The 20,339-nt window shown below is 42.3% G+C and carries 24 protein-coding genes, 1 pseudogene and 1 other annotated feature; of the genes and pseudogenes, 24 read left to right on the forward strand and 1 reads right to left on the reverse strand.

Features of this window, described 5'->3' with window-relative positions; genetic code table 11:
* From HMPREF9184_RS09660 to HMPREF9184_RS05040, 12 genes are all read left to right on the forward strand, one after another.
* Window positions 1-114: pyrroline-5-carboxylate reductase dimerization domain-containing protein (locus HMPREF9184_RS09660; protein WP_033585955.1), on the forward strand; the 114-nt coding region annotated here is incomplete at its 5' end.
* Between the two features lie 120 nt (window positions 115-234).
* Complete coding sequence (gene tmk / locus HMPREF9184_RS04990; protein WP_000033384.1) at window positions 235-873, forward strand: dTMP kinase; 639 nt, start codon at window positions 235-237, stop codon at window positions 871-873.
* Window positions 870-1,760: a DNA polymerase III subunit delta' gene (locus tag HMPREF9184_RS04995; protein WP_000806737.1), complete on the forward strand. Its 891-nt coding sequence runs from the start codon at window positions 870-872 to the stop codon at window positions 1,758-1,760. The genes tmk and HMPREF9184_RS04995 overlap by 4 nt, the downstream gene beginning before the upstream one ends.
* Window positions 1,761-1,796: 36 nt before the next feature.
* A complete protein-coding gene (gene yabA, locus HMPREF9184_RS05000; RefSeq protein WP_000358227.1) occupies window positions 1,797-2,114 on the forward strand; it encodes a DNA replication initiation control protein YabA in 318 nt (105 codons plus the stop codon).
* A gap of 2 nt (window positions 2,115-2,116) precedes the next feature.
* Window positions 2,117-2,995 carry a 16S rRNA (cytidine(1402)-2'-O)-methyltransferase gene (gene rsmI, locus HMPREF9184_RS05005; protein ID WP_001166901.1) on the forward strand — a complete coding sequence of 293 codons (879 nt, stop codon included), beginning with the start codon at window positions 2,117-2,119 and terminating at the stop codon, window positions 2,993-2,995.
* Window positions 2,996-3,250: 255 nt separating this feature from the next.
* Window positions 3,251-4,585 carry a methylenetetrahydrofolate--tRNA-(uracil(54)-C(5))-methyltransferase (FADH(2)-oxidizing) TrmFO gene (gene trmFO, locus HMPREF9184_RS05010; protein ID WP_000083715.1) on the forward strand — a complete coding sequence of 445 codons (1,335 nt, stop codon included), beginning with the start codon at window positions 3,251-3,253 and terminating at the stop codon, window positions 4,583-4,585.
* An 83-nt stretch (window positions 4,586-4,668) separates the two neighbouring features.
* Complete coding sequence (pyrH, locus tag HMPREF9184_RS05015) at window positions 4,669-5,406, forward strand: UMP kinase (protein WP_000002989.1); 738 nt, start codon at window positions 4,669-4,671, stop codon at window positions 5,404-5,406.
* 8 nt (window positions 5,407-5,414) lie between these two features.
* Window positions 5,415-5,972, forward strand: coding sequence for a ribosome recycling factor (gene frr / locus HMPREF9184_RS05020; RefSeq protein WP_001262231.1), 558 nt, complete (start codon window positions 5,415-5,417; stop codon window positions 5,970-5,972).
* A 59-nt stretch (window positions 5,973-6,031) separates the two neighbouring features.
* Window positions 6,032-6,886, forward strand: coding sequence for an RNA-binding virulence regulatory protein CvfB (gene cvfB, locus HMPREF9184_RS05025; protein WP_001095428.1), 855 nt, complete (start codon window positions 6,032-6,034; stop codon window positions 6,884-6,886).
* Window positions 6,887-6,898: 12 nt separating this feature from the next.
* Window positions 6,899-7,504 (forward strand): GrpB family protein, encoded by a 606-nt coding sequence (locus HMPREF9184_RS05030; RefSeq protein ID WP_009444223.1) that lies wholly within the window; start codon window positions 6,899-6,901, stop codon window positions 7,502-7,504.
* Entirely contained in the window at window positions 7,501-7,716 is a 216-nt protein-coding gene (locus tag HMPREF9184_RS05035) for a YozE family protein (protein ID WP_001232084.1), read from the forward strand. Before HMPREF9184_RS05030 ends, HMPREF9184_RS05035 begins: the two co-directional genes overlap by 4 nt.
* Window positions 7,717-7,796: 80 nt before the next feature.
* Window positions 7,797-8,783: a PhoH family protein gene (locus HMPREF9184_RS05040; RefSeq protein ID WP_001155300.1), complete on the forward strand. Its 987-nt coding sequence runs from the start codon at window positions 7,797-7,799 to the stop codon at window positions 8,781-8,783.
* 62 nt (window positions 8,784-8,845) lie between these two features.
* Here HMPREF9184_RS05040 and ald read toward each other — a convergent pair whose 3' ends face one another.
* A complete protein-coding gene (gene ald / locus HMPREF9184_RS05045) occupies window positions 8,846-9,958 on the reverse strand; it encodes an alanine dehydrogenase (protein WP_000904693.1) in 1,113 nt (370 codons plus the stop codon).
* A gap of 176 nt (window positions 9,959-10,134) precedes the next feature.
* On the opposite strand from ald, the gene HMPREF9184_RS05050 reads away from it, so the two are divergent.
* The 12 genes and pseudogenes from HMPREF9184_RS05050 to HMPREF9184_RS09930 form a co-directional block, all read left to right on the forward strand.
* Window positions 10,135-10,704 (forward strand): GNAT family N-acetyltransferase, encoded by a 570-nt coding sequence (locus HMPREF9184_RS05050; protein WP_000443768.1) that lies wholly within the window; start codon window positions 10,135-10,137, stop codon window positions 10,702-10,704.
* 66 nt (window positions 10,705-10,770) lie between these two features.
* The gene (locus HMPREF9184_RS05055; protein WP_000387313.1) at window positions 10,771-11,421 is read left to right on the forward strand and encodes a helix-hairpin-helix domain-containing protein; all 651 of its coding nucleotides are present in this window, start codon (window positions 10,771-10,773) and stop codon (window positions 11,419-11,421) included.
* Window positions 11,405-13,645 (forward strand): DNA internalization-related competence protein ComEC/Rec2, encoded by a 2,241-nt coding sequence (locus HMPREF9184_RS05060; RefSeq protein ID WP_000942441.1) that lies wholly within the window; start codon window positions 11,405-11,407, stop codon window positions 13,643-13,645. Before HMPREF9184_RS05055 ends, HMPREF9184_RS05060 begins: the two co-directional genes overlap by 17 nt.
* A gap of 403 nt (window positions 13,646-14,048) precedes the next feature.
* Window positions 14,049-14,642, forward strand: coding sequence for an ATP-binding cassette domain-containing protein (locus HMPREF9184_RS05065; protein ID WP_000631883.1), 594 nt, complete (start codon window positions 14,049-14,051; stop codon window positions 14,640-14,642).
* Window positions 14,639-15,823, forward strand: coding sequence for a hypothetical protein (locus HMPREF9184_RS05070; RefSeq protein WP_000652067.1), 1,185 nt, complete (start codon window positions 14,639-14,641; stop codon window positions 15,821-15,823). The genes HMPREF9184_RS05065 and HMPREF9184_RS05070 overlap by 4 nt, the downstream gene beginning before the upstream one ends.
* A 157-nt stretch (window positions 15,824-15,980) precedes the next feature.
* Window positions 15,981-16,112, forward strand: a sequence feature (ribosomal protein L20 leader region).
* 15 nt (window positions 16,113-16,127) lie between these two features.
* Window positions 16,128-16,658, forward strand: a complete 531-nt coding sequence (gene infC / locus HMPREF9184_RS05075) for a translation initiation factor IF-3 (protein ID WP_007521573.1) — start codon at window positions 16,128-16,130, stop codon at window positions 16,656-16,658.
* A gap of 32 nt (window positions 16,659-16,690) precedes the next feature.
* Window positions 16,691-16,891, forward strand: a complete 201-nt coding sequence (gene rpmI, locus HMPREF9184_RS05080) for a 50S ribosomal protein L35 (protein ID WP_001125942.1) — start codon at window positions 16,691-16,693, stop codon at window positions 16,889-16,891.
* Window positions 16,892-16,942: 51 nt separating this feature from the next.
* Window positions 16,943-17,302, forward strand: a complete 360-nt coding sequence (gene rplT / locus HMPREF9184_RS05085) for a 50S ribosomal protein L20 (RefSeq protein ID WP_000124830.1) — start codon at window positions 16,943-16,945, stop codon at window positions 17,300-17,302.
* Window positions 17,303-17,360: 58 nt separating this feature from the next.
* Window positions 17,361-17,741, forward strand: a complete 381-nt coding sequence (gene gloA / locus HMPREF9184_RS05090) for a lactoylglutathione lyase (protein WP_000157161.1) — start codon at window positions 17,361-17,363, stop codon at window positions 17,739-17,741.
* 246 nt (window positions 17,742-17,987) lie between these two features.
* Window positions 17,988-18,788 carry a dihydroorotate dehydrogenase electron transfer subunit gene (locus HMPREF9184_RS05095; RefSeq protein ID WP_001070071.1) on the forward strand — a complete coding sequence of 267 codons (801 nt, stop codon included), beginning with the start codon at window positions 17,988-17,990 and terminating at the stop codon, window positions 18,786-18,788.
* Window positions 18,751-19,737, forward strand: a complete 987-nt coding sequence (locus HMPREF9184_RS05100) for a dihydroorotate dehydrogenase (protein ID WP_009444227.1) — start codon at window positions 18,751-18,753, stop codon at window positions 19,735-19,737. Before HMPREF9184_RS05095 ends, HMPREF9184_RS05100 begins: the two co-directional genes overlap by 38 nt.
* Before the next feature lie 131 nt (window positions 19,738-19,868).
* Window positions 19,869-20,339, forward strand: a pseudogene (locus HMPREF9184_RS09930) (glucosaminidase domain-containing protein); the annotation flags it as partial.

The raw sequence follows: 20,339 nt of genomic DNA on the forward strand, positions 1-20,339 counted from the left end.
CCAGGCGGTTCGACTATCGCGGGTGTAGCAAGTCTGGAAGAACATGCCTTTAGAGGCACAGTCATGAACGCAGTTCATCAAGCCTACAAACGAACACAAGAATTAGGTAAATAAGAGGTTGGATGACTCCCAGCCTCTTTTATGGTCGATTGAATGGAGAAGAAACAAAAAGATTGTCACAAAAACCTATTTTTTTGATAGAATAGAAGGTAGAAAAAAAGAAATGAGTTAGACATGTCAAAAGGATTTTTAGTCTCTCTTGAGGGACCAGAGGGAGCAGGAAAGACCAGCGTTTTAGAGGCTCTGCTCCCAATTTTAGAGGAAAAAGGAGTAGAGGTGCTGACGACCCGTGAGCCAGGTGGAGTCTTGATTGGGGAGCAGATTCGCCAAGTGATTTTGGATCCAAGTCATACTCAGATGGATGCTAAGACAGAACTCCTTCTCTATATCGCCAGTCGCAGACAGCACTTGGTGGAAAAAGTTCTCCCAGCCCTTCAAGCTGGTAAGTTGGTCATCATGGATCGTTTCATAGATAGTTCCGTTGCTTATCAGGGATTTGGCCGTGGCTTGGATATTGATGCCATAGATTGGCTCAATCACTTTGCGACAGATGGCCTCAAACCCGACTTGACACTCTATTTTGACATTGAGGTAGAAGAAGGACTGGCTCGTATAGCTGCCAATAGTGATCGCGAGGTCAATCGTTTGGACTTGGAAGGTTTGGACTTGCACAAAAAAGTCCGTCAAGGCTACCTCTCTCTTTTGGAAAAAGAAAGAAATCGTATTGCCAAGATTGATGCCAGTCTTCCTTTGGAACAAGTTGTGGAAACTACCAAGACAGTCTTGTTTGATAGAATGGGATTAGCCAAATGAAACAAGATCAGCTAAAGGTTTGGCAACCAGACCAGTTTGACCGCTTTGTCCGTATCCTAGAACAAGGGCAGCTCAATCACGCTTACCTTTTTTCAGGTTTCTTTGGAAGTTTGGAAATGGCGCAATTTTTGGCTAAGAGCCTCTTTTGTAGGGATAAGGTAGGCGTTTTACCATGTGAGAAATGCCGAAATTGTAAGCTGATTGAGATGGACGAATTTCCCGATGTTACCTTGATTAAGCCTGTTAATCAGGTCATCAAGACAGAACGCATTCGAGAATTGGTGGGTCAGTTTTCCCAAGCAGGGATTGAAAGCCAACAACAGGTCTTTATCATCGAGCAGGCGGAAAAAATGCATCCCAACGCGGCCAATTCTCTGCTCAAGGTTATCGAAGAACCCCAGAGTGAAGTTTACATTTTCTTTTTAACCAGCGATGAGGAAAAGATTTTACCAACCATCCGTAGTCGGACCCAGATTTTCCACTTTAAAAAGCAGGAAGAAAAGCTCATCCATCAATTAGAGCAAGCTGGTCTAGTCAAGAAAAAAGCGACTCTTTTAGCCCAGTTTAGTCAATCGCGAGCTGAAGCAGAAAAGTTGGCCAATCAGGCAAGTTTTTGGACCTTGGTGGATGAAAGCGAACGCCTGCTGACCTGGTTATTAGCTAAGAAAAAAGAAAGTTATCTGCAAGTTGCTAAATTAGCCAACTTGGCGGATGACAAGGAAAAACAAGATCAGGTTTTACGGATTTTTGAAGTCCTCTGTGGACAGGAACTCTTGCAAGCAAGGATCCGACAGATTTTACAAGATTTGCTAGAAGCTAGAAAAATGTGGCAGGCTAATGTCAGCTTTCAAAATGCCATGGAATATCTGGTCTTGAAAGAAATATAAACTCAATGAAGGATAAAGAAAGGAAAGGGCTGGTTTATGGATAAGAAAGAATTATTTGATGCGCTGGATGATTTTTCCCAACAGTTATTAGTGACCTTGGCCGATGTGGAAGCCATCAAGAAAAATCTCAAGAGCCTGGTAGAGGAAAATACAGCTCTTCGTTTGGAAAATAGTAAGTTGCGAGAACGTTTGGGTGAGGTAGAAGCAGATGCTCCCGTCAAGGCAAAGCATGTTCGTGAAAGCGTCCGACGAATCTATAAAGATGGGTTTCACGTATGCAATGATTTTTATGGACAACGCCGAGAGCAGGACGAGGAATGTATGTTCTGTGACGAGTTGTTGTATAGGGAGTAGGCATGCAGATTCAAAAAAGTTTTAAGGGGCAGTCTCCCTATGGCAAACTTTACCTAGTAGCAACGCCAATCGGCAATCTAGATGACATGACCTTACGAGCTATCCAGACCTTGAAAGAAGTGGACTGGATTGCTGCTGAGGACACGCGCAATACTGGTCTTTTGCTCAAGCATTTTGATATTCAAACCAAGCAGATCAGTTTTCATGAGCATAATGCCAAGGAAAAAATTCCTGATTTGATTGGTTTCCTGAAGGCGGGGCAAAGTATTGCTCAGGTTTCTGATGCGGGTCTGCCTAGCATTTCAGACCCTGGTCATGATTTGGTTAAGGCAGCCATCAAGGAAGAGATTGCAGTTGTCACAGTTCCAGGTGCCAGTGCTGGGATTTCAGCCTTGATTGCCAGTGGTTTAGCGCCACAGCCACATATCTTTTATGGCTTTTTACCGAGAAAATCAGGCCAGCAAAAGCAATTTTTCGACTCAAAAAAAGACTATCCTGAAACTCAGATTTTTTACGAATCGCCCCATCGTGTGGCAGATACATTAGAAAATATGCTAGAAGTCTACGGAGATCGTTCGGTGGTCTTGGTTCGAGAATTAACCAAAATCTATGAAGAATACCAACGAGGAAAGATCTCTGAATTGCTTGAAAGCATGGCTGAAACGCCGCTCAAGGGCGAGTGCCTTCTCATCGTTGAGGGTGCCAGTCAGGATGTTGAGGAGAAAGACGAGGAAGACCTGTTTTTAGAAATCCAAGCTCGTATCCAGCAAGGTATGAAGAAAAATCAAGCTATTAAGGAAGTTGCGAAACTCTACCAGTGGAATAAAAGTCAACTCTACGCGGCCTATCACGATTGGGAAGAAAATCAAGAAAATGACTAATACTCTTTGAAAATCTCTTCAAACCGCGTCAACGTCGCCTTGCCGTACTCAAGTACAGCCTGCGGCTAGTTTTCTAGTTTGCTCTTTGATTTTCATTGAGTATAAACAGGGAAGTTTGCCTTCTTCCCTTTTTTTGTTATACTAGTAGGAGTGATTATCTATAGAAAGCTTATGGGAGGCTGTTACTAATAGCTAAGAAAAGGAGGAGCGAATTGTTCTCTTCGGATTTTACTCTCATAATGGTAAAAAAGTCTTATGTCTCAATCTTATATCAATGTTATCGGTGCTGGTTTAGCAGGTTCTGAAGCAGCCTACCAAATTGCAGAGCGTGGTATTCCAGTTAAACTCTATGAAATGCGTGGTGTCAAGTCAACACCTCAGCACAAAACAGACAATTTTGCAGAGTTAGTTTGTTCTAATTCCTTACGTGGCGATGCTCTGACAAATGCTGTAGGGCTCCTCAAGGAAGAAATGCGTCGCCTGGGTTCGGTCATCTTGGAATCTGCTGAGGCTACTCGTGTTCCTGCAGGAGGAGCTCTTGCAGTGGATCGTGACGGTTTCTCTCAAATGGTGACCGAGAAAGTAGCCAACCATCCCTTGATTGAGGTGGTGCGTGATGAAATTACAGAATTACCGACAGATGTTATTACGGTTGTCGCTACTGGTCCTTTGACCAGCGACGCCCTAGCTGAAAAGATTCATGCCCTTAATGGCGGCGATGGCTTCTATTTCTACGATGCGGCGGCACCTATCATCGATGTCAACACCATTGATATGAGTAAGGTTTATCTCAAGTCCCGTTATGATAAGGGAGAAGCGGCCTATCTCAACGCTCCTATGACCAAACAAGAGTTTATGGATTTCCATGAAGCCTTGGTTCATGCGGAAGAAGCTCCTCTCAATTCTTTTGAAAAAGAAAAGTACTTTGAAGGTTGTATGCCTATCGAAGTCATGGCAAAACGTGGTATTAAAACCATGCTTTATGGTCCTATGAAACCAGTTGGTCTGGAGTATCCAGAAGACTATAATGGGCCTCGTGATGGTGACTTTAAAACACCTTATGCGGTTGTCCAACTCCGTCAGGACAACGCGGCTGGTAGTCTCTACAATATCGTTGGGTTCCAGACCCACCTCAAATGGGGAGAACAAAAGCGAGTCTTCCAAATGATTCCTGGTCTTGAAAATGCGGAGTTTGTCCGTTATGGGGTCATGCACCGCAATTCTTACATGGATTCACCAAATCTTCTTGAGCAGACCTATCGTTCTAAGAAACAGCCAAACCTCTTCTTTGCTGGCCAGATGACGGGTGTGGAAGGCTATGTCGAGTCAGCAGCGTCAGGCTTAGTTGCAGGTATTAACGCCGCTCGTCTTTTTAAGGGAGAAAGTGAGGCAATTTTCCCAGAAACAACAGCTATCGGAAGTCTAGCTCATTACATCACTCATGCTGACAGCAAGCATTTCCAACCGATGAATGTCAATTTTGGGATTATCAAGGAGTTGGAAGGAGAGCGTATCCGTGATAAGAAGACTCGTTATGAAAAAATTGCAGAGCGTGCTCTTGCTGACTTAGAGGAATTTTTAACTGTCTAATTTTTTTCAAAGAATTGCTCATGGTACTATAAAAATCTTAGAAATTATGATAAAATAGGTAGGATGAAAAAAGGAGAGTAAAAATGGCGAACCCCAAGTATAAACGTATTTTAATCAAGTTATCAGGTGAAGCCCTTGCTGGTGAACGTGGCGTAGGGATTGATATCCAAACAGTTCAAAAAATTGCAAAAGAGATTCAAGAAGTTCATAGTCTAGGGATCGAAATTGCCCTTGTAATTGGTGGAGGAAATCTCTGGCGTGGAGAACCTGCTGCAGAAGCAGGAATGGACCGTGTTCAGGCAGATTACACTGGAATGCTTGGGACCGTTATGAATGCTCTTGTGATGGCAGATTCATTGCAACAAGTTGGTGTTGATACGCGAGTGCAAACTGCCATTGCTATGCAACAAGTTGCAGAACCTTACGTACGTGGACGTGCCCTTCGCCACCTTGAAAAAGGTCGTATCGTTATCTTTGGTGCCGGAATTGGTTCACCTTACTTCTCAACAGATACAACAGCGGCTCTTCGTGCAGCTGAAATCGAAGCAGATGCCATTCTTATGGCTAAAAATGGTGTCGATGGTGTTTACAATGCCGATCCTAAGAAAGACAAGACAGCCGTTAAGTTTGAAGAATTGACCCACCGTGATGTTATCAATAAAGGTCTTCGTATTATGGACTCAACTGCTTCAACCCTCTCAATGGATAACGACATTGACTTGGTTGTCTTTAACATGAACCAACCAGGCAACATCAAACGTGTCGTATTTGGTGAAAATATCGGAACAACAGTTTCAAACAATATCGAAGAAAAGGAATAAGAAAGATTATGGCTAACGCAATTGTTGAAAAAGCAAAAGAGAGAATGACCCAGTCCCACCATTCGCTTGCTCGTGAATTTGGTGGTATCCGTGCTGGTCGTGCCAACGCAAGCTTGCTGGACCGTGTACATGTGGAATACTACGGAGTAGAAACTCCTCTTAACCAAATCGCTTCTATCACCATTCCAGAAGCTCGTGTTTTGTTGGTAACACCATTCGACAAGTCTTCATTGAAAGACATTGAACGTGCCTTGAATGCTTCTGATCTTGGTATCACACCAGCTAATGACGGCTCTGTGATCCGCTTGGTTATCCCAGCTTTGACAGAGGAAACTCGTCGAGACCTTGCTAAAGAAGTGAAGAAGGTCGGTGAAAATGCCAAAGTAGCTGTTCGTAATATCCGTCGTGATGCTATGGACGAAGCTAAGAAACAAGAAAAAGCAAAAGAAATCACTGAAGACGAATTGAAGACTCTTGAAAAAGATATTCAAAAAGTAACAGACGATGCTGTCAAACACATCGACGACATGACTGCCAACAAAGAAAAAGAACTCTTGGAAGTCTAAAAATAAACAGAAAAACTCAGTTGGCATTGCTGGCTGAGTTTTATTCGAAAGAAGGAAATATGAATACAAATCTTGCAAGTTTTATCGTTGGACTCATCATCGATGAAAATGACCGTTTTTACTTTGTGCAAAAGGATGGTCAGACTTACGCCCTTGCCAAGGAAGAAGACCAACATACAGTAGGGGATACGGTCAAAGGTTTTGCCTACACGGATATGAAGCAAAAACTCCGTCTGACAACCTTAGAAGTGACTGCCACTCAGGACCAATTTGGTTGGGGAACCGTAACAGAAGTTCGTAAGGACTTGGGTGTCTTTGTCGATACCGGTCTACCTGATAAGGAAATCGTTGTGTCACTCGATATCCTCCCTGAGCTCAAAGAACTCTGGCCTAAGAAGGGTGACAAACTTTACATCCGTCTTGAAGTGGACAAGAAAGACCGCATCTGGGGCCTCTTGGCTTATCAGGAAGACTTCCAACGTCTGGCTCGTCCTGCTTACAACAACATGCAGAACCAAAACTGGCCAGCCATTGTTTATCGACTCAAGCTGTCAGGAACATTTGTTTACCTACCAGAGAATAACATGCTTGGTTTCATTCACCCAAGTGAGCGCTACGCAGAGCCACGTTTGGGACAAGTGCTAGATGCGCGTGTTATCGGTTTCCGTGAAGTGGACCGTACCTTGAACCTATCCCTCAAACCACGTTCCTTTGAAATGTTGGAAAATGATGCCCAGATGATTTTGACCTACTTGGAAAGCAATGGTGGTTTCATGACCTTGAATGATAAGTCATCTCCTGAGGACATCAAGGCAACCTTTGGTATCTCTAAAGGTCAGTTCAAGAAAGCACTCGGTGGCTTGATGAAGGCTGGCAAAATCAAGCAAGACCAGTTTGGTACAGAGTTGATTTAGACCTTACTAGATATGATAAAGAAACTTGAAGAAATGAGTTTAGAGGAACTCTGGCAACTTTTTCCTATTTTTCTGGTAGAGCATAAATCAGAGTGGAAAGACTGGTATGAATCGGAAAAAGCAAATCTGAAAAAAATACTGGGTGAAAATGTCATTAAAAGAATAGAACATATCGGTAGCACTGCTATCTCTAATATTTGGGCCAAGAACATCGTTGATATTCTATTAGAAGTAGGCAAAATAGAGGATTTAGCAAGAGTTAGGGATTTATTGGTGAAGAATGGTTGGCTAGTGATGTCAGAGAGTTCTAACAGGATTTCGCTAAATAAAGGCTATACAGGTCAGGGATTTGCCGAGAAAGTTTTTCATCTACATTTGCGAATGACGGGAGATCATGATGAGATTTATTTTAGAGATTATCTCTGTCAGCATCCAGATATCGCCCGAGCGTATCAGGAATTAAAACTGAATTTATGGAAAAAATTTGAACACAATCGTGATGCCTATACAGCTGCTAAAACAGATTTTATAAACTACTATGTGTCAGAGGCTAAGTCCAGTAATTTTCAAAAATCAGAAAAGTTTCATCAAAAAAGTCTTGATAGGAGAAAGAATTGAGAAAATCATTTTACACTTGGCTCATGACCGAGCGCAATCCTAAAAGTAATAGTCCCAAGGCTATCTTGGCAGACCTCGCTTTTGAAGAGTCGGCCTTTCCAAAACACACGGATGATTTTGATGAGGTGAGTCGCTTTTTGGAGGAGCATGCTAGCTTCTCTTTCAATCTAGGAGATTTTGACGCTATCTGGCAAGAATACTTAGAACACTAGAGACAATGAGATGAGGCTAGTATTTTATTGTTCTCTTTGCTATAATAAAAAGAAATAAAAGGATTAGAGAGGTTCTTTATTTGCAGGAACATTCAATAGACATTCAACTGAGTCATCCAGATGACCTGTTTCATCTTTTTGGTTCCAATGAACGCCATCTTCGTTTGATGGAAGAAGAGCTTGATGTGGTGATTCATGCCCGTACGGAGATTGTGCAGGTTTTGGGAGAAGAAGCAGCATGTGAAGAAGCCCGTCAAGTTATCCAAGCCTTGATGGTTTTGGTGAATCGTGGAATGACGGTTGGGACACCAGATGTGGTGACTGCGATTAGCATGGTCAAAAACGATGAAATCGACAAGTTTGTCGCCCTTTACGAAGAAGAAATCATCAAGGACAATACAGGGAAGCCTATTCGTGTCAAAACCCTGGGTCAAAAGCTTTATGTGGACAGTGTCAAACAGCATGATGTGACCTTTGGAATCGGACCTGCAGGGACAGGGAAGACCTTTCTCGCAGTGACCTTGGCAGTGACAGCCCTCAAACGTGGGCAGGTCAAGCGAATTATCCTTACTCGTCCAGCCGTTGAAGCAGGCGAGAGTCTTGGATTTCTTCCGGGTGATCTCAAGGAGAAGGTAGATCCTTACCTTCGACCTGTTTACGATGCCTTGTATCAGATTCTCGGTAAAGACCAAACGACTCGTCTCATGGAGCGAGAAATTATTGAAATCGCTCCCCTCGCCTACATGCGTGGACGGACTTTGGATGATGCCTTTGTCATTCTTGATGAGGCGCAAAATACGACCATCATGCAGATGAAGATGTTCTTGACGCGTTTAGGTTTTAATTCTAAGATGATTGTCAATGGAGATATTAGTCAGATTGACCTACCGCGTAACGTCAAGTCCGGTTTGATTGATGCCCAAGAAAAGCTCAAGGACATTCACCAAATTGACTTTGTTCATTTTTCAGCCAAGGATGTGGTTCGTCATCCAGTTGTCGCTCAAATTATCCGGGCCTATGAACCAGCTCCAGTTAAAAATGAAGAAAAGAAGGAAGAGACAGAATAGCAAAAAAGAGCAGTTCAGATGAAACTGCTCTTTCTCGTATCTGTGTTAATTAGTTGATGTCTTTAGACAAGTTCATCAATCGAAGTGTTCTCTTTATCTAGCCCTTGGGCAACTGGAAGGCTGGTTAAGTAACCTTGATAAGTTGTAACTCCTTCACGTAAGCCTTGATCTTCAGTGATTGCCTTCTTAAACCCTTTTCCTGCTAAGGCTTCAATGTAAGGAAGGGTGACATTGGTCAGGGCGATGGTAGAAGTACGGGCTACGGCGCCAGGGATGTTGGCAACAGCATAGTGGAGTACACCGTGTTTTTCATAGACGGGTTCATCGTGTGTTGTCACACGATCTGCTGTTGCGATAACGCCACCTTGGTCAACAGCAACGTCAACGATGACAGATCCTGGGCGCATTTGTTTGACCATCTCATCTGTTACCAGTTTTGGTGCCTTGGCACCAGGGATGAGAACCGCTCCAATTACCACATCAGCATCTTTCACGCTTGCTTCGATATTGAATGAATTGGACATAAGAGTTTGGATTTGGTTTCCGAAGACTTCCTCTAGGACTGAGAGACGTTTAGCACTGATATCTAAAATAGTCACTTGAGCACCAAGTCCAAGGGCGATGCGGGCAGCATGTGTCCCGACGACACCGCCTCCGATGATGGTTACTTTTCCTTTTGGAACACCTGGTACACCACCAAGTAGGACACCAGAGCCACCAGCTTGTTTGGTAAGGAAGTGAGCTCCAATTTGAACAGCCATACGACCTGCAACTTCACTCATAGGAACGAGGAGGGGTAGTTGTCCTTGATTATCACGGACCGTTTCATAGGCAATTCCTGTTGTTTTGGCTGCTAACATAGCATCTGCTAATTCTGGAGCAGCGGCCATGTGCAAATAGGTGAAGAGGAGAAGATCGTCACGCAAGTAACCATATTCAGAAGCTAGTGGTTCTTTTACTTTCACGACTAACTCTGCTGCCCAAGCTTCACCAGCAGTAGCGACAATCTCAGCTCCTTGCTTTTGATAGTCAACGTCAGTAAATCCAGAACCGAGACCAGCGTTTGTTTCGATAAGGACACGATGACCACGACCAACTAAGCTATGAACACCAGCAGGTGTGAGGGCGACACGGTTTTCGTTATTTTTAATTTCTTTTGGGATTCCAATTAACATAGAGATAACCTACCTTTCAATTGACGGGATTATTTAGTTGTCACATTCCATTTCATAAATCAAAAATGTGATGGTTTTATTGTATATGAAACCGCTTCAAAAATCAAGAAAAACTTGTTATCAAAATGTATTTGTGCTAGACTAGTGGGAATCAAGCTTTAATGGAGGAAAAAAGTATGGAATCAATATTTGTGAAATTTTCTCAGTATCCGTCAATAGAAACGGAGCGGTTGTTACTCCGACCTGTAACCTTGGATGATGCAGAAGCTATGTTTGAATATGCCTCAGACAGAGAAAATACGCGCTACACTTTTCCAACTAATCAAAGCTTGGAAGAAACCAAAAATAATATTGCTCAGTTCTACTTGGCCAATCCCTTGGGACGGTGGGGGATCGAACTAAAAAGCAGTGGTCAGTTTATCGGTACCATTGACCTGCACAAGATTGACACAGTCTTAAAAAAGGCAGCTATTGGCTACATTATCAATAAAAAGTATTGGAAGCAAGGATTGACAACAGAAGCCACTCGAGCTGTGATTGAGCTGGCTTTTGAGAAGATTGGAATGAACAAGTTGACCGCCCTTCACGACAAGGATAATCCTGCATCTGGCAAGGTCATGGAGAAATCAGGTATGCGTTTTTCCCACGAAGAACCTTATGCCAGAATGGACAAAAAAGAACCAGGTCGAATCGTCGCAAGAGTTCATTATGCCTTGACCAAGGAAGACTATTTTGCAAATAAATAAGCAGTTGAAAAGAAATTTTCGACTGTTTTTTCTTCCTCTTACGAATAATTAAAGAGAGGAGAAAATATGGAAGCAATTATCGAGAAAATAAAAGAGTATAAAATCATTGTCATCTGTGCAGGTTTGGGTCTGGCCTTAGGCGGCTTTTTCTTGTTAAAGCCAACTTCACAAACACCTGTGAAAGAAACAAATTTGCAGGCTGAAGTTGCAGCCGTTTCAAAGGATTCATCTTCTGAAAAAGAAGTGAAGAAGGAAGAAAAGGAAGAGTCTCCTGAACAGGATCTGATCACAGTGGATGTCAAAGGTGCTGTTAAGTCGCCAGGGATTTACGATTTGCCTCTTGGCAGTCGAGTTCATGATGCTGTTCAGAAGGCGGGTGGCTTGACAGAGGAAGCAGATAGTAAGTCGCTCAATCTCGCTCAGAAAGTCAGTGACGAGGCTCTTGTCTATGTTCCAACTAAGGGAGAAGAAGTAGCTAGTCAGCAGACTGCCTCCGAAACGCCTTCTTCGACAAGTAAAGAAAAGAAGGTCAATCTCAACAAGGCCAGCCTAGAAGAACTCAAACAGGTCAAAGGACTTGGAGGGAAACGAGCTCAGGACATTATCGACCATCGTGAGGCAAATGGCAAGTTCAAGTCGGTAGACGAACTCAAGAAGGTCTCTGGTATTGGTGCAAAGACCATAGAAAAGTTAAAAGACTATGTTACAGTGGATTAAGACTCTTCCTATCCCCTTAATCTATCTGGGCTTTTTGTTACTTTGGCTTTACTATGCCATTTTCTCAGCGTCCTATCTTGCTTTACTAGGTTTTGTTTTTCTACTCATCTGTCTCTTTTTTCAATTTCCTTGGAAATCTGCAGGCAAAGTTCTAGCGATTTGTGGAGCCTTTGGATTTTGGTTTCTGTTTCAAAACTGGCAACAGACACAAGATAGTCAAGACTTAGTCGCTTATGTTGAAAAGGTGAGGATTTTACCAGATACCATTAAGGTCAATGGAGATAGTCTGTCCTTTCATGGCAAGGCCGACGGCCGTACTTTCCAAGTTTACTATAAACTCCAGTCCGAGGAGGAGAAAGAGCAATTTCAGGCCTTGACAGATATTTATGAGATAGAACTAGAAGGAAAACTGTCCGAGCCAGAAGGTCAGAGGAATTTTGGTGGCTTTGACTACCAAGCCTATCTGAAGACTCAGGGGATTTACCAGACACTGACTATCAAGAGCATCCAGTCACTTAAACAGGTTCGCAGTTGGGATATAGGAGAAAATCTATCCAGTTTACGTCGAAAAGCTGTAGTTTGGATCAAGACACACTTTCCAGATCCTATGCGGAACTACATGACGGGGCTGTTGCTAGGACATTTGGATACGGACTTTGAGGAGATGAATGAGCTCTATTCTAGTCTAGGGATTATCCATCTCTTTGCCTTGTCGGGTATGCAGGTGGGCTTCTTTATGGATGCCTTTAAGAAACTCCTCTTGCGATTGGGCTTAACTAAAGAAAAGTGGAAATGGTTGGCTTATCCATTCTCTCTGTTCTATGCAGGTCTGACAGGATTCTCGGCTTCGGTCATTCGTAGTCTCTTGCAACAGTTACTAGCCCAACATGGTGTTAAGGGCTTGGACAATTTTGCCTTGACGGTTCTTGTCCTCTTTATCATCATGCCTAACTTTTTCCTGACGGCAGGAGGTGTCTTGTCCTGTGCCTACGCCTTTATCTTGACGATGACCAGTAAAGAAGGGGAGGGACTTAAGGCTATTGCCAGAGAAAGTCTAGTCATTTCCTTGGGAATATTGCCCATTTTATCCTTCTATTTTGCAGAATTTCAGCCTTGGTCCATTCTTTTAACCTTTGTCTTTTCCTTTCTGTTTGACTTGGTCTTCTTGCCCCTCTTGTCCATCTTATTTGTCCTATCTTTTCTCTATCCAGTAGTTCAAATGAACTTTATCTTTGAATGGTTGGAGGGCATCATTCGCTTAGTGTCGCAGATGGCAAGTAGGCCCTTGGTCTTTGGACAACCCAACGCATGGCTTTTGATTCTTCTCTTAGTTTCATTGGCCTTGGTCTATGACTTTAGGGAAAATGTCAAAAGACTAGCAGGGTTCAGTCTCTTTATTGTGGGGCTCTTTTTCTTGACCAAGCATCCACTGGAAAATGAAATCACCATGCTGGATGTGGGGCAGGGGGAAAGTATTTTCCTACGGGATTTAACTGGGAAAACCATTCTCATAGATGTGGGCGGTAAGGCAGAATCTGATAAGAAAATTGAAAAATGGCAAGAAAAGGCGACAACCAGCAATGCGCAGAGAACCTTGATTCCCTATCTAAAAAGTCGCGGAGTAGCCAAGATTGACCAGCTGATTTTGACCAACATAGAGAAGGAACATGTTGGTGATTTGCTGGAGGTGACCAAGGCTTTCCATGTCGGAGAGATTTTAGTATCAAAAGGAAGTTTGACACAGAAGGAATTTGTAGCCGAACTAGAAGCAAGCCAAACCAAGGTGCGCAGTGTGACAGCAGGGGAGAATTTACCGATTTTTGGCGGTTACTTAGAAGTCCTATCTCCAAGGAAGATTGGAAATGGAGGTAATGAGGATTCTCTAGTTCTTTATGGAAAACTTCTGGATAAGCACTTTCTCTTCACTGGAAACTTGAAAGAGAAGGGAGAGAAGGAACTTTTAAAGCAATATCCTAACTTAGAGGTGGATGTCTTGAAAGCTGGGCAGCATGGTGCTAAAACAGCATCAAATCCAATTTTTCTAGAAAAACTCAAACCAGAGATTACTCTCATCTCAGTGGGCAAGAACAATCGTGCAAAACTCCCTCATCAGGAAACCTTGGAACGACTGGAAACCATCAAGAGTAAGATTTACCGAACAGATCAGCAAGGAGCCATTCGCTTTAAAGGATGGAATAGTTGGCAAATAGAAAGCGTTCGTTAGGAAGAAATAATGTTATATATTAGTGAAATAAACTGAAAATCTGTTGCATAATACCAAGAAAAACGATATAATGAAAGTGTTTCCAATAGTAATGATATAAAGGCAATGAAAACATGAAAAATCAGCAAAAGTCGTTTTATTAGCCAGTTTATCATCTATTGTTTTTTTCAGTCCAGCGTATCTGCTGTGACAATCACTAAGTTATCGATATGATTGGACTACCGCTTGGAAGTTTAGTATGAATTACCACGGACGTAAATATGTAAACATTTCAAGATGATCTGCTTATTACTCTACGATGACTATAAAGTTGGTCCGATTGATATTATGTTCGCTATGAGGTCATTAACTACTAGACAGGGAACTATCAATCCTTAAAGAGTTAGAAAAAGGAGGGCTGGATATGATAACTCTTACTCATGTTACCTTAAAAACGCGACAAGTCATCTTGCAAGATGCGGATTTCACCTTTAAAAAGGGTAGGATTTATGGCCTTCTTGCTATCAATGGCTCGGGAAAGACGACCCTGTTCCGAGCTATTAGCAAGCTGCTTCCCCTTAATAGTGGACATATCACAGTCTCTCCTTCTTTGTTTTATTATGAGAGCGTTGAATGGCTGGATGGAAACTTAAGTGGGATGGACTACCTTTGTCTCATAAAAAATATCTGGAAGTCAGACCTAAACTTGGGGGACGAAATCGCCTATTGGGAAATGTCTGACTATATCAACCTTCCCATCCGCAAGTATTCCTTAGGGATGAAGCAACGCTTGGTGATTGCTATGTATTTCCTCAGTCAGGCGAAATGCTGGCTCATGGATGAGATAACAAATGGCTTAGATGAGTATTATCGACAGAAGTTTTTTGATAGGCTGGCACAAATCGATAGAAAAGAACAGCTGGTTCTTTTGAGTTCCCACTACAAAGAGGAGTTAATGGAGATTTGCGATAGCATCGTAACCATTCGTCAGGGGCAGATAGAAGAGGTTCCGTTATGAAAGATATTAGCCTATTTTTATTAAAGAAAGTTTTCAAAAGTCGTTTAAACTGGATTGTCTTACTTTTATTTGCATCTGTACTCGGTGTTACCTTTTATTTAAATAGTCAGACTGCAAACTCACACAGCTTGGAGAGCGAGTTGGAAACCCGTCTTGTAAAAGATGAGAGAATCATCAATGAAAATGAAGTGAAGCTTTCCCAAATGTCTGACACCAGCTCGGAGGAATATCAGTTTGCTAAAGAAAATTTAGACATACAAAAAAATCTTTTGACTCAAAAGAAAGAAATTCTGGCTTTGTTAAAAGAAGGACGCTGGAAAGAAGCCTACTATTTGCAGTGGCAAGATGAGGAAAAGAGTTATGAAATTGTATCGAAGGAATCGACTTCTGACTCTGACTTTAAAATGGCGGTTGACCGCGAACGAAAGATTTACCAAGCCCTGTATCCCTTGAACATAAAAGCACATACTTTGGAGTTTCCGACCCACGGGATTGATCAGATTGTCTGGATTTTAGAGACTATCATCCCAACCTTATTTGTGATTGGTATTATTTTTATGCTAACACAACTGTTTGCAGAAAGATATCAAAATAATCTCGATACAGCTCAGTTATATCCTTTTTCAAAAGTGACATTTGCCATGTCCTCTCTTGGAGTTGGGGTGAGCTATGTAACCGTGCTGTTTATTGGAATCTGTGGATTTTCTTTTCTAGTGGGAAGTCTGATAAGTGGTTTTGGACAGTTAGATTATCCATACCCTATTTATAGCTTAACCAATCAAGAGGTAACTATTGGAAAAATACAAGATGTGTTATTTCCTAGCTTGCTATTAGCTTTCTTAGCCTTTATCGTCGTTGTGGAAGTCGTCTACTTGATTGCTTACTTTTTCAAGCAAAAAATGCCTGTCCTCTTTCTTTCCCTCATTGGGATTGTTGGCTTATTGTTTGGTATCCAAACGATCCAGCCTCTTCAGAGTATTGCCCATCTGATTCCCTTTACTTACTTACGTTCAGTGGAGATTTTGTCTGGAAGATTACCTAAGCAAATTGATAATGTCAATCTAAATTGGAGCATGGGGCTGGTCTTACTTCCTTGCCTGATTATCCTTTTGTTAGTGGGGATTCTATTTATCGAAAGATGGGGAAGTTCACGTAAAAAGGAAGGTTTTAATAGGTCTTAGCATTCCTATAGGGAAGGTGAGGACAAAACTAACACAAGGAGGGAACCAACTAGGTTCTCTCTTTTTGATGCGGACATCAAGAAGAAAACAGAAAGTTTTTCGAAAAAATGACTTTTTATCTTGACAAGGGATAGAAAACTTGGTATCATATAAAAGTTGAGAAAAGCAGAAGTGAGAGCTTCTCGCCTTGTGACATCAAGTTGCCTGGCCCTACGGATGAAAAGTTTCTACGAAACGCTATCATAACGTGCGGGCTTGTATCATTACGAGCCCGCTCTTGTTTTTCTCTAATAATAAAAAAGAGGTGAAAACCATAGCAAAGCAAGACTTATTCATCAATGATGAAATTCGTGTACGTGAAGTTCGCTTGATCGGTCTTGAGGGAGAACAGCTAGGCATCAAGCCACTCAGCGAAGCGCAAGCATTGGCTGATAGTGCAAATGTTGACTTGGTATTGATTCAACCCCAAGCAAAACCGCCTGTTGCTAAAATTATGGACTACGGTAAGTTCAAATTTGAGTACCAGAAAAAACAAAAAGAGCAACGCAAAAAACAAAGTGTTGTTACTGTGAAAGAAGTTCGTCTGAGCCCAGTTATCGATAAGGGTGATTTCGAAACGAAACTTCGCAATGCTCGCAAGTTCCTTGAAAAAGGGAACAAAGTTAAGGTATCCATTCGCTTTAAAGGGCGTATGATCACCCATAAAGAAATTGGTGCAAAAGTTTTAGCCGAGTTTGCTGAAGCAACACAAGATATTGCAATCATCGAACAACGTGCTAAAATGGATGGACGCCAAATGTTCATGCAGTTGGCGCCAGCAACTGACAAAAAATAATTGTCAGAAAGTTAAATAAAGGAGAAAAAATCATGCCAAAACAAAAAACACACCGCGCATCAGCTAAACGTTTCAAACGTACAGGTTCTGGTGGACTTAAACGTTTCCGTGCTTACACTTCTCACCGTTTCCACGGAAAAACTAAGAAACAACGTCGTCATCTTCGTAAAGCATCTATGGTGCATTCAGGAGATTTCAAACGTATCAAAGCAATGCTTACTCGCTTGAAATAATAGCCTAACAGTAAGTAAACAATTCTAGGAAATATTTGGAGGAAATAAAACATGGCACGTGTTAAAGGTGGCGTTGTATCACGCAAACGTCGTAAACGTATTCTTAAATTAGCAAAAGGTTACTATGGAGCTAAACACATCTTGTTCCGTACTGCAAAAGAACAAGTAATGAACTCTTACTACTATGCATACCGTGACCGTCGTCAGAAAAAACGTGACTTCCGCAAATTGTGGATCACTCGTATCAATGCGGCAGCCCGTTTGAACGGACTTTCATACTCACAATTGATGCATGGTTTGAAATTGGCTGAAATCGAAGTTAACCGTAAAATGCTTGCTGACTTGGCTGTTAACGATGCAGCAGCTTTCACAGCTCTTGCAGATGCAGCTAAAGCAAAACTTGGTAAATAATAGTTGATAAGACTGGTACAGAATTGTCCCAGTCTTTTTAAAAATAAAGGAGAATAATATGGCTTCAAAAATGCTACACACTTGCTTGCGAGTAGAAAATCTTGAAAAATCAATCGCATTTTATCAAGATGCTTTTGGTTTTAAAGAATTGCGTCGCAGAAATTTCCCAGACCATGCCTTCACGATTGTCTATCTAGGACTTGATGGTGATGACTACGAGTTGGAGTTGACTTATAACTATGATCACGGCCCTTATGAGGTAGGAGATGGCTTTGCCCATATCGCTCTCAGCACACCTGACCTTGAGGCACTTCATCAAGAACATAGCGCGAAAGGCTATGAGGTGACAGAGCCAAAAGGCCTACCAGGAACCAAACCAAACTATTACTTCGTCAAGGATCCTGATGGCTACAAGGTCGAAGTCATTCGTGAAAAATGATCCAGTAAAGTCAAGTAGAATGTTCGTTTTCTGCTTGACTTTTTTTCCTCGAAAGAGTATACTAGTACAAATTTAACCTTTAAGGGGAGTCCAGAGAGACTCACAAGGTGTCAGATAAAAGTGATAAGGGACTCTCTGTGGGGACTTTTTAAGTGTGCGCATGAGTTCTGTCCTATCTTGACTGAGACCTTGCTATTGCAAGGTCTTTTCTTTATCTGGTCCCCTTAAAATTTAAGGAGGAAAATCATGAATCCCACATGTAAGAAGCGTTTGGGTGCGATTCGTTTGGAAAGCATGAAGGTGGTTGCACAGGAGGAAATCGCTCCAGCAATCTTTGAATTAGTCCTAGAAGGGGAAATGGTTGAAGCCATGCGAGCAGGTCAATTTCTCCATCTGCGCGTGCCTGATGATGCCCATCTCTTGCGCCGTCCTATTTCAATTTCGTCTATTGACAAGGCAAACAAGCAGTGTCATCTCATTTATCGGATAGAGGGGTCTGGGACCGCCATTTTTTCAACCTTAAGTCAGGGTGATACACTTGATGTGATGGGACCTCAGGGGAACGGTTTTGACTTGTCTGATCTGGATGAGCAGAGCCAAGTTCTCCTCGTTGGTGGAGGGATTGGTGTTCCACCCTTGCTTGAGGTAGCCAAAGAATTGCATGCGCGTGGGGTGAAAGTAGTAACAGTTCTCGGTTTTGCTAACAAGGATGCTGTCATTTTGGAAAAGGAATTGGCCCAATATGGTCAGACCTTTGTAACGACAGATGATGGTTCTCATGGTATCAAGGGAAATGTGTCAGTGGTCATCAATGATTTAGAAAATCAGTTTGACGCCGTCTACTCATGTGGGGCTCCAGGAATGATGAAGTATATCAATCAAAGATTTCATGACCACCCAAGAGCCTATCTATCTCTTGAATCTCGTATGGCTTGCGGGATGGGGGCCTGCTATGCTTGCGTACTAAAAGTGCCAGATAGTGAGACGGTCAGCCAACGTGTCTGTGAAGATGGCCCTGTTTTCCGTACAGGAACAGTTGTGTTATAAGGAGAAAGTCATGACTACAAATCGTTTACAAGTTTCTCTACCGGGCTTGGAATTGAAAAACCCCATCATACCAGCATCAGGCTGTTTTGGTTTTGGTCAGGAGTATGCCAAGTACTATGATTTAGACCTTTTAGGCTCCATTATGATCAAGGCGACGACACTTGAACCCCGTTTTGGCAATCCTACTCCAAGGGTTGCAGAGACACCTGCTGGTATGCTCAATGCAATCGGTTTGCAAAATCCAGGTTTAGAAGTTGTTTTAGCTGAAAAGTTGCCTTGGCTGGAAAGAGAATATCCTACGCTTCCCATTATCGCCAATGTTGCAGGATTTTCAAAACAAGAGTACGCTGCTGTTTCTCAAGGAATTTCCAAGGCAACTAATGTAAAAGCTATCGAGCTCAATATCTCTTGTCCTAATGTGGATCACGGCAATCATGGACTTTTGATTGGGCAAGACCCTGATCTAGCTTATGAAGTGGTCAAGGCAGCTGTGGGAGCCTCTGATGTACCAGTCTATGTCAAGCTAACCCCTAGTGTAACGGATGTTGTTACCATTGCTAAAGCCGCTGAAGATGCGGGGGCAAGTGGCTTGACTATGATCAATACTCTTGTCGGTATGCGCTTTGACCTCAAAACTAGAAAACCAATCTTAGCCAATGGAACGGGAGGAATGTCAGGCCCAGCAGTCTTTCCAGTAGCCCTCAAACTGATCCGCCAAGTCGCCCAAACAACAGACCTTCCCATCATTGGAATGGGGGGAGTGGATTCGGCTGAAGCTGCTTTGGAAATGTATCTGGCTGGTGCCTCTGCCATCGGAGTAGGAACAGCCAACTTTACCAATCCATATGCCTGTCCTGTCATCATCGAAAATCTGCCAAAAGTCATGGACAAATATGGAATTAGCAGTTTAGAAGAACTTCGTCGAGAAGTCAAAGCCAGTCTGAGATAAGCTAGGTCTTCCTTATCGTCAACAAGAAATAGAATCTTCATCAATTTGTAATATTTCCGTCTATTAACTATGTTACAATAGGGTTTATAAAATAGTAATAGTGTAGATAGTTTTCTACTGAGGAGAATAAAATGAAGAAGATACTACTTGCAAGTACTGTCGTTCTTTCTATGGCAGGATTTGCAAAGACATCTGTATATGCTGAAGAATCTCAGGTTACGAAAAAAACTCAGACCACAGATGTAGTCGAGAAAAAAGAAGAAGCTGCTCCCAAAAAAGAAGTTCCTCAGGCTACTCCGAAAAAAGAGGTTCCCCAAGTGGAGCCAAAGAAAGAGCCAACTGTAAAAGAGGAAGATCCTTCTAAAAAGGAAAAAAAAGAGGACGTTATCAAGGAAGGTTGGAAAAAAGAGCAAGGAAACTGGCGTTTTTATGAGAATAACCAGCCTGTCGTAAACTGGAAAAAAATTGGTGGTGTCTGGTATTACTTTGATAAAAACGGTATTATGCTCAGTAATACCATGGTTGATGGTTACCTTGTCAAAGGTAACGGTGCTATGGCGGAAAACGATTGGGTGAAAATATCTGACAAGTGGTACTATGCT

The organism is Streptococcus sp. oral taxon 058 str. F0407, from assembly GCF_000235485.1.
Lineage (GTDB): Bacteria > Bacillota > Bacilli > Lactobacillales > Streptococcaceae > Streptococcus.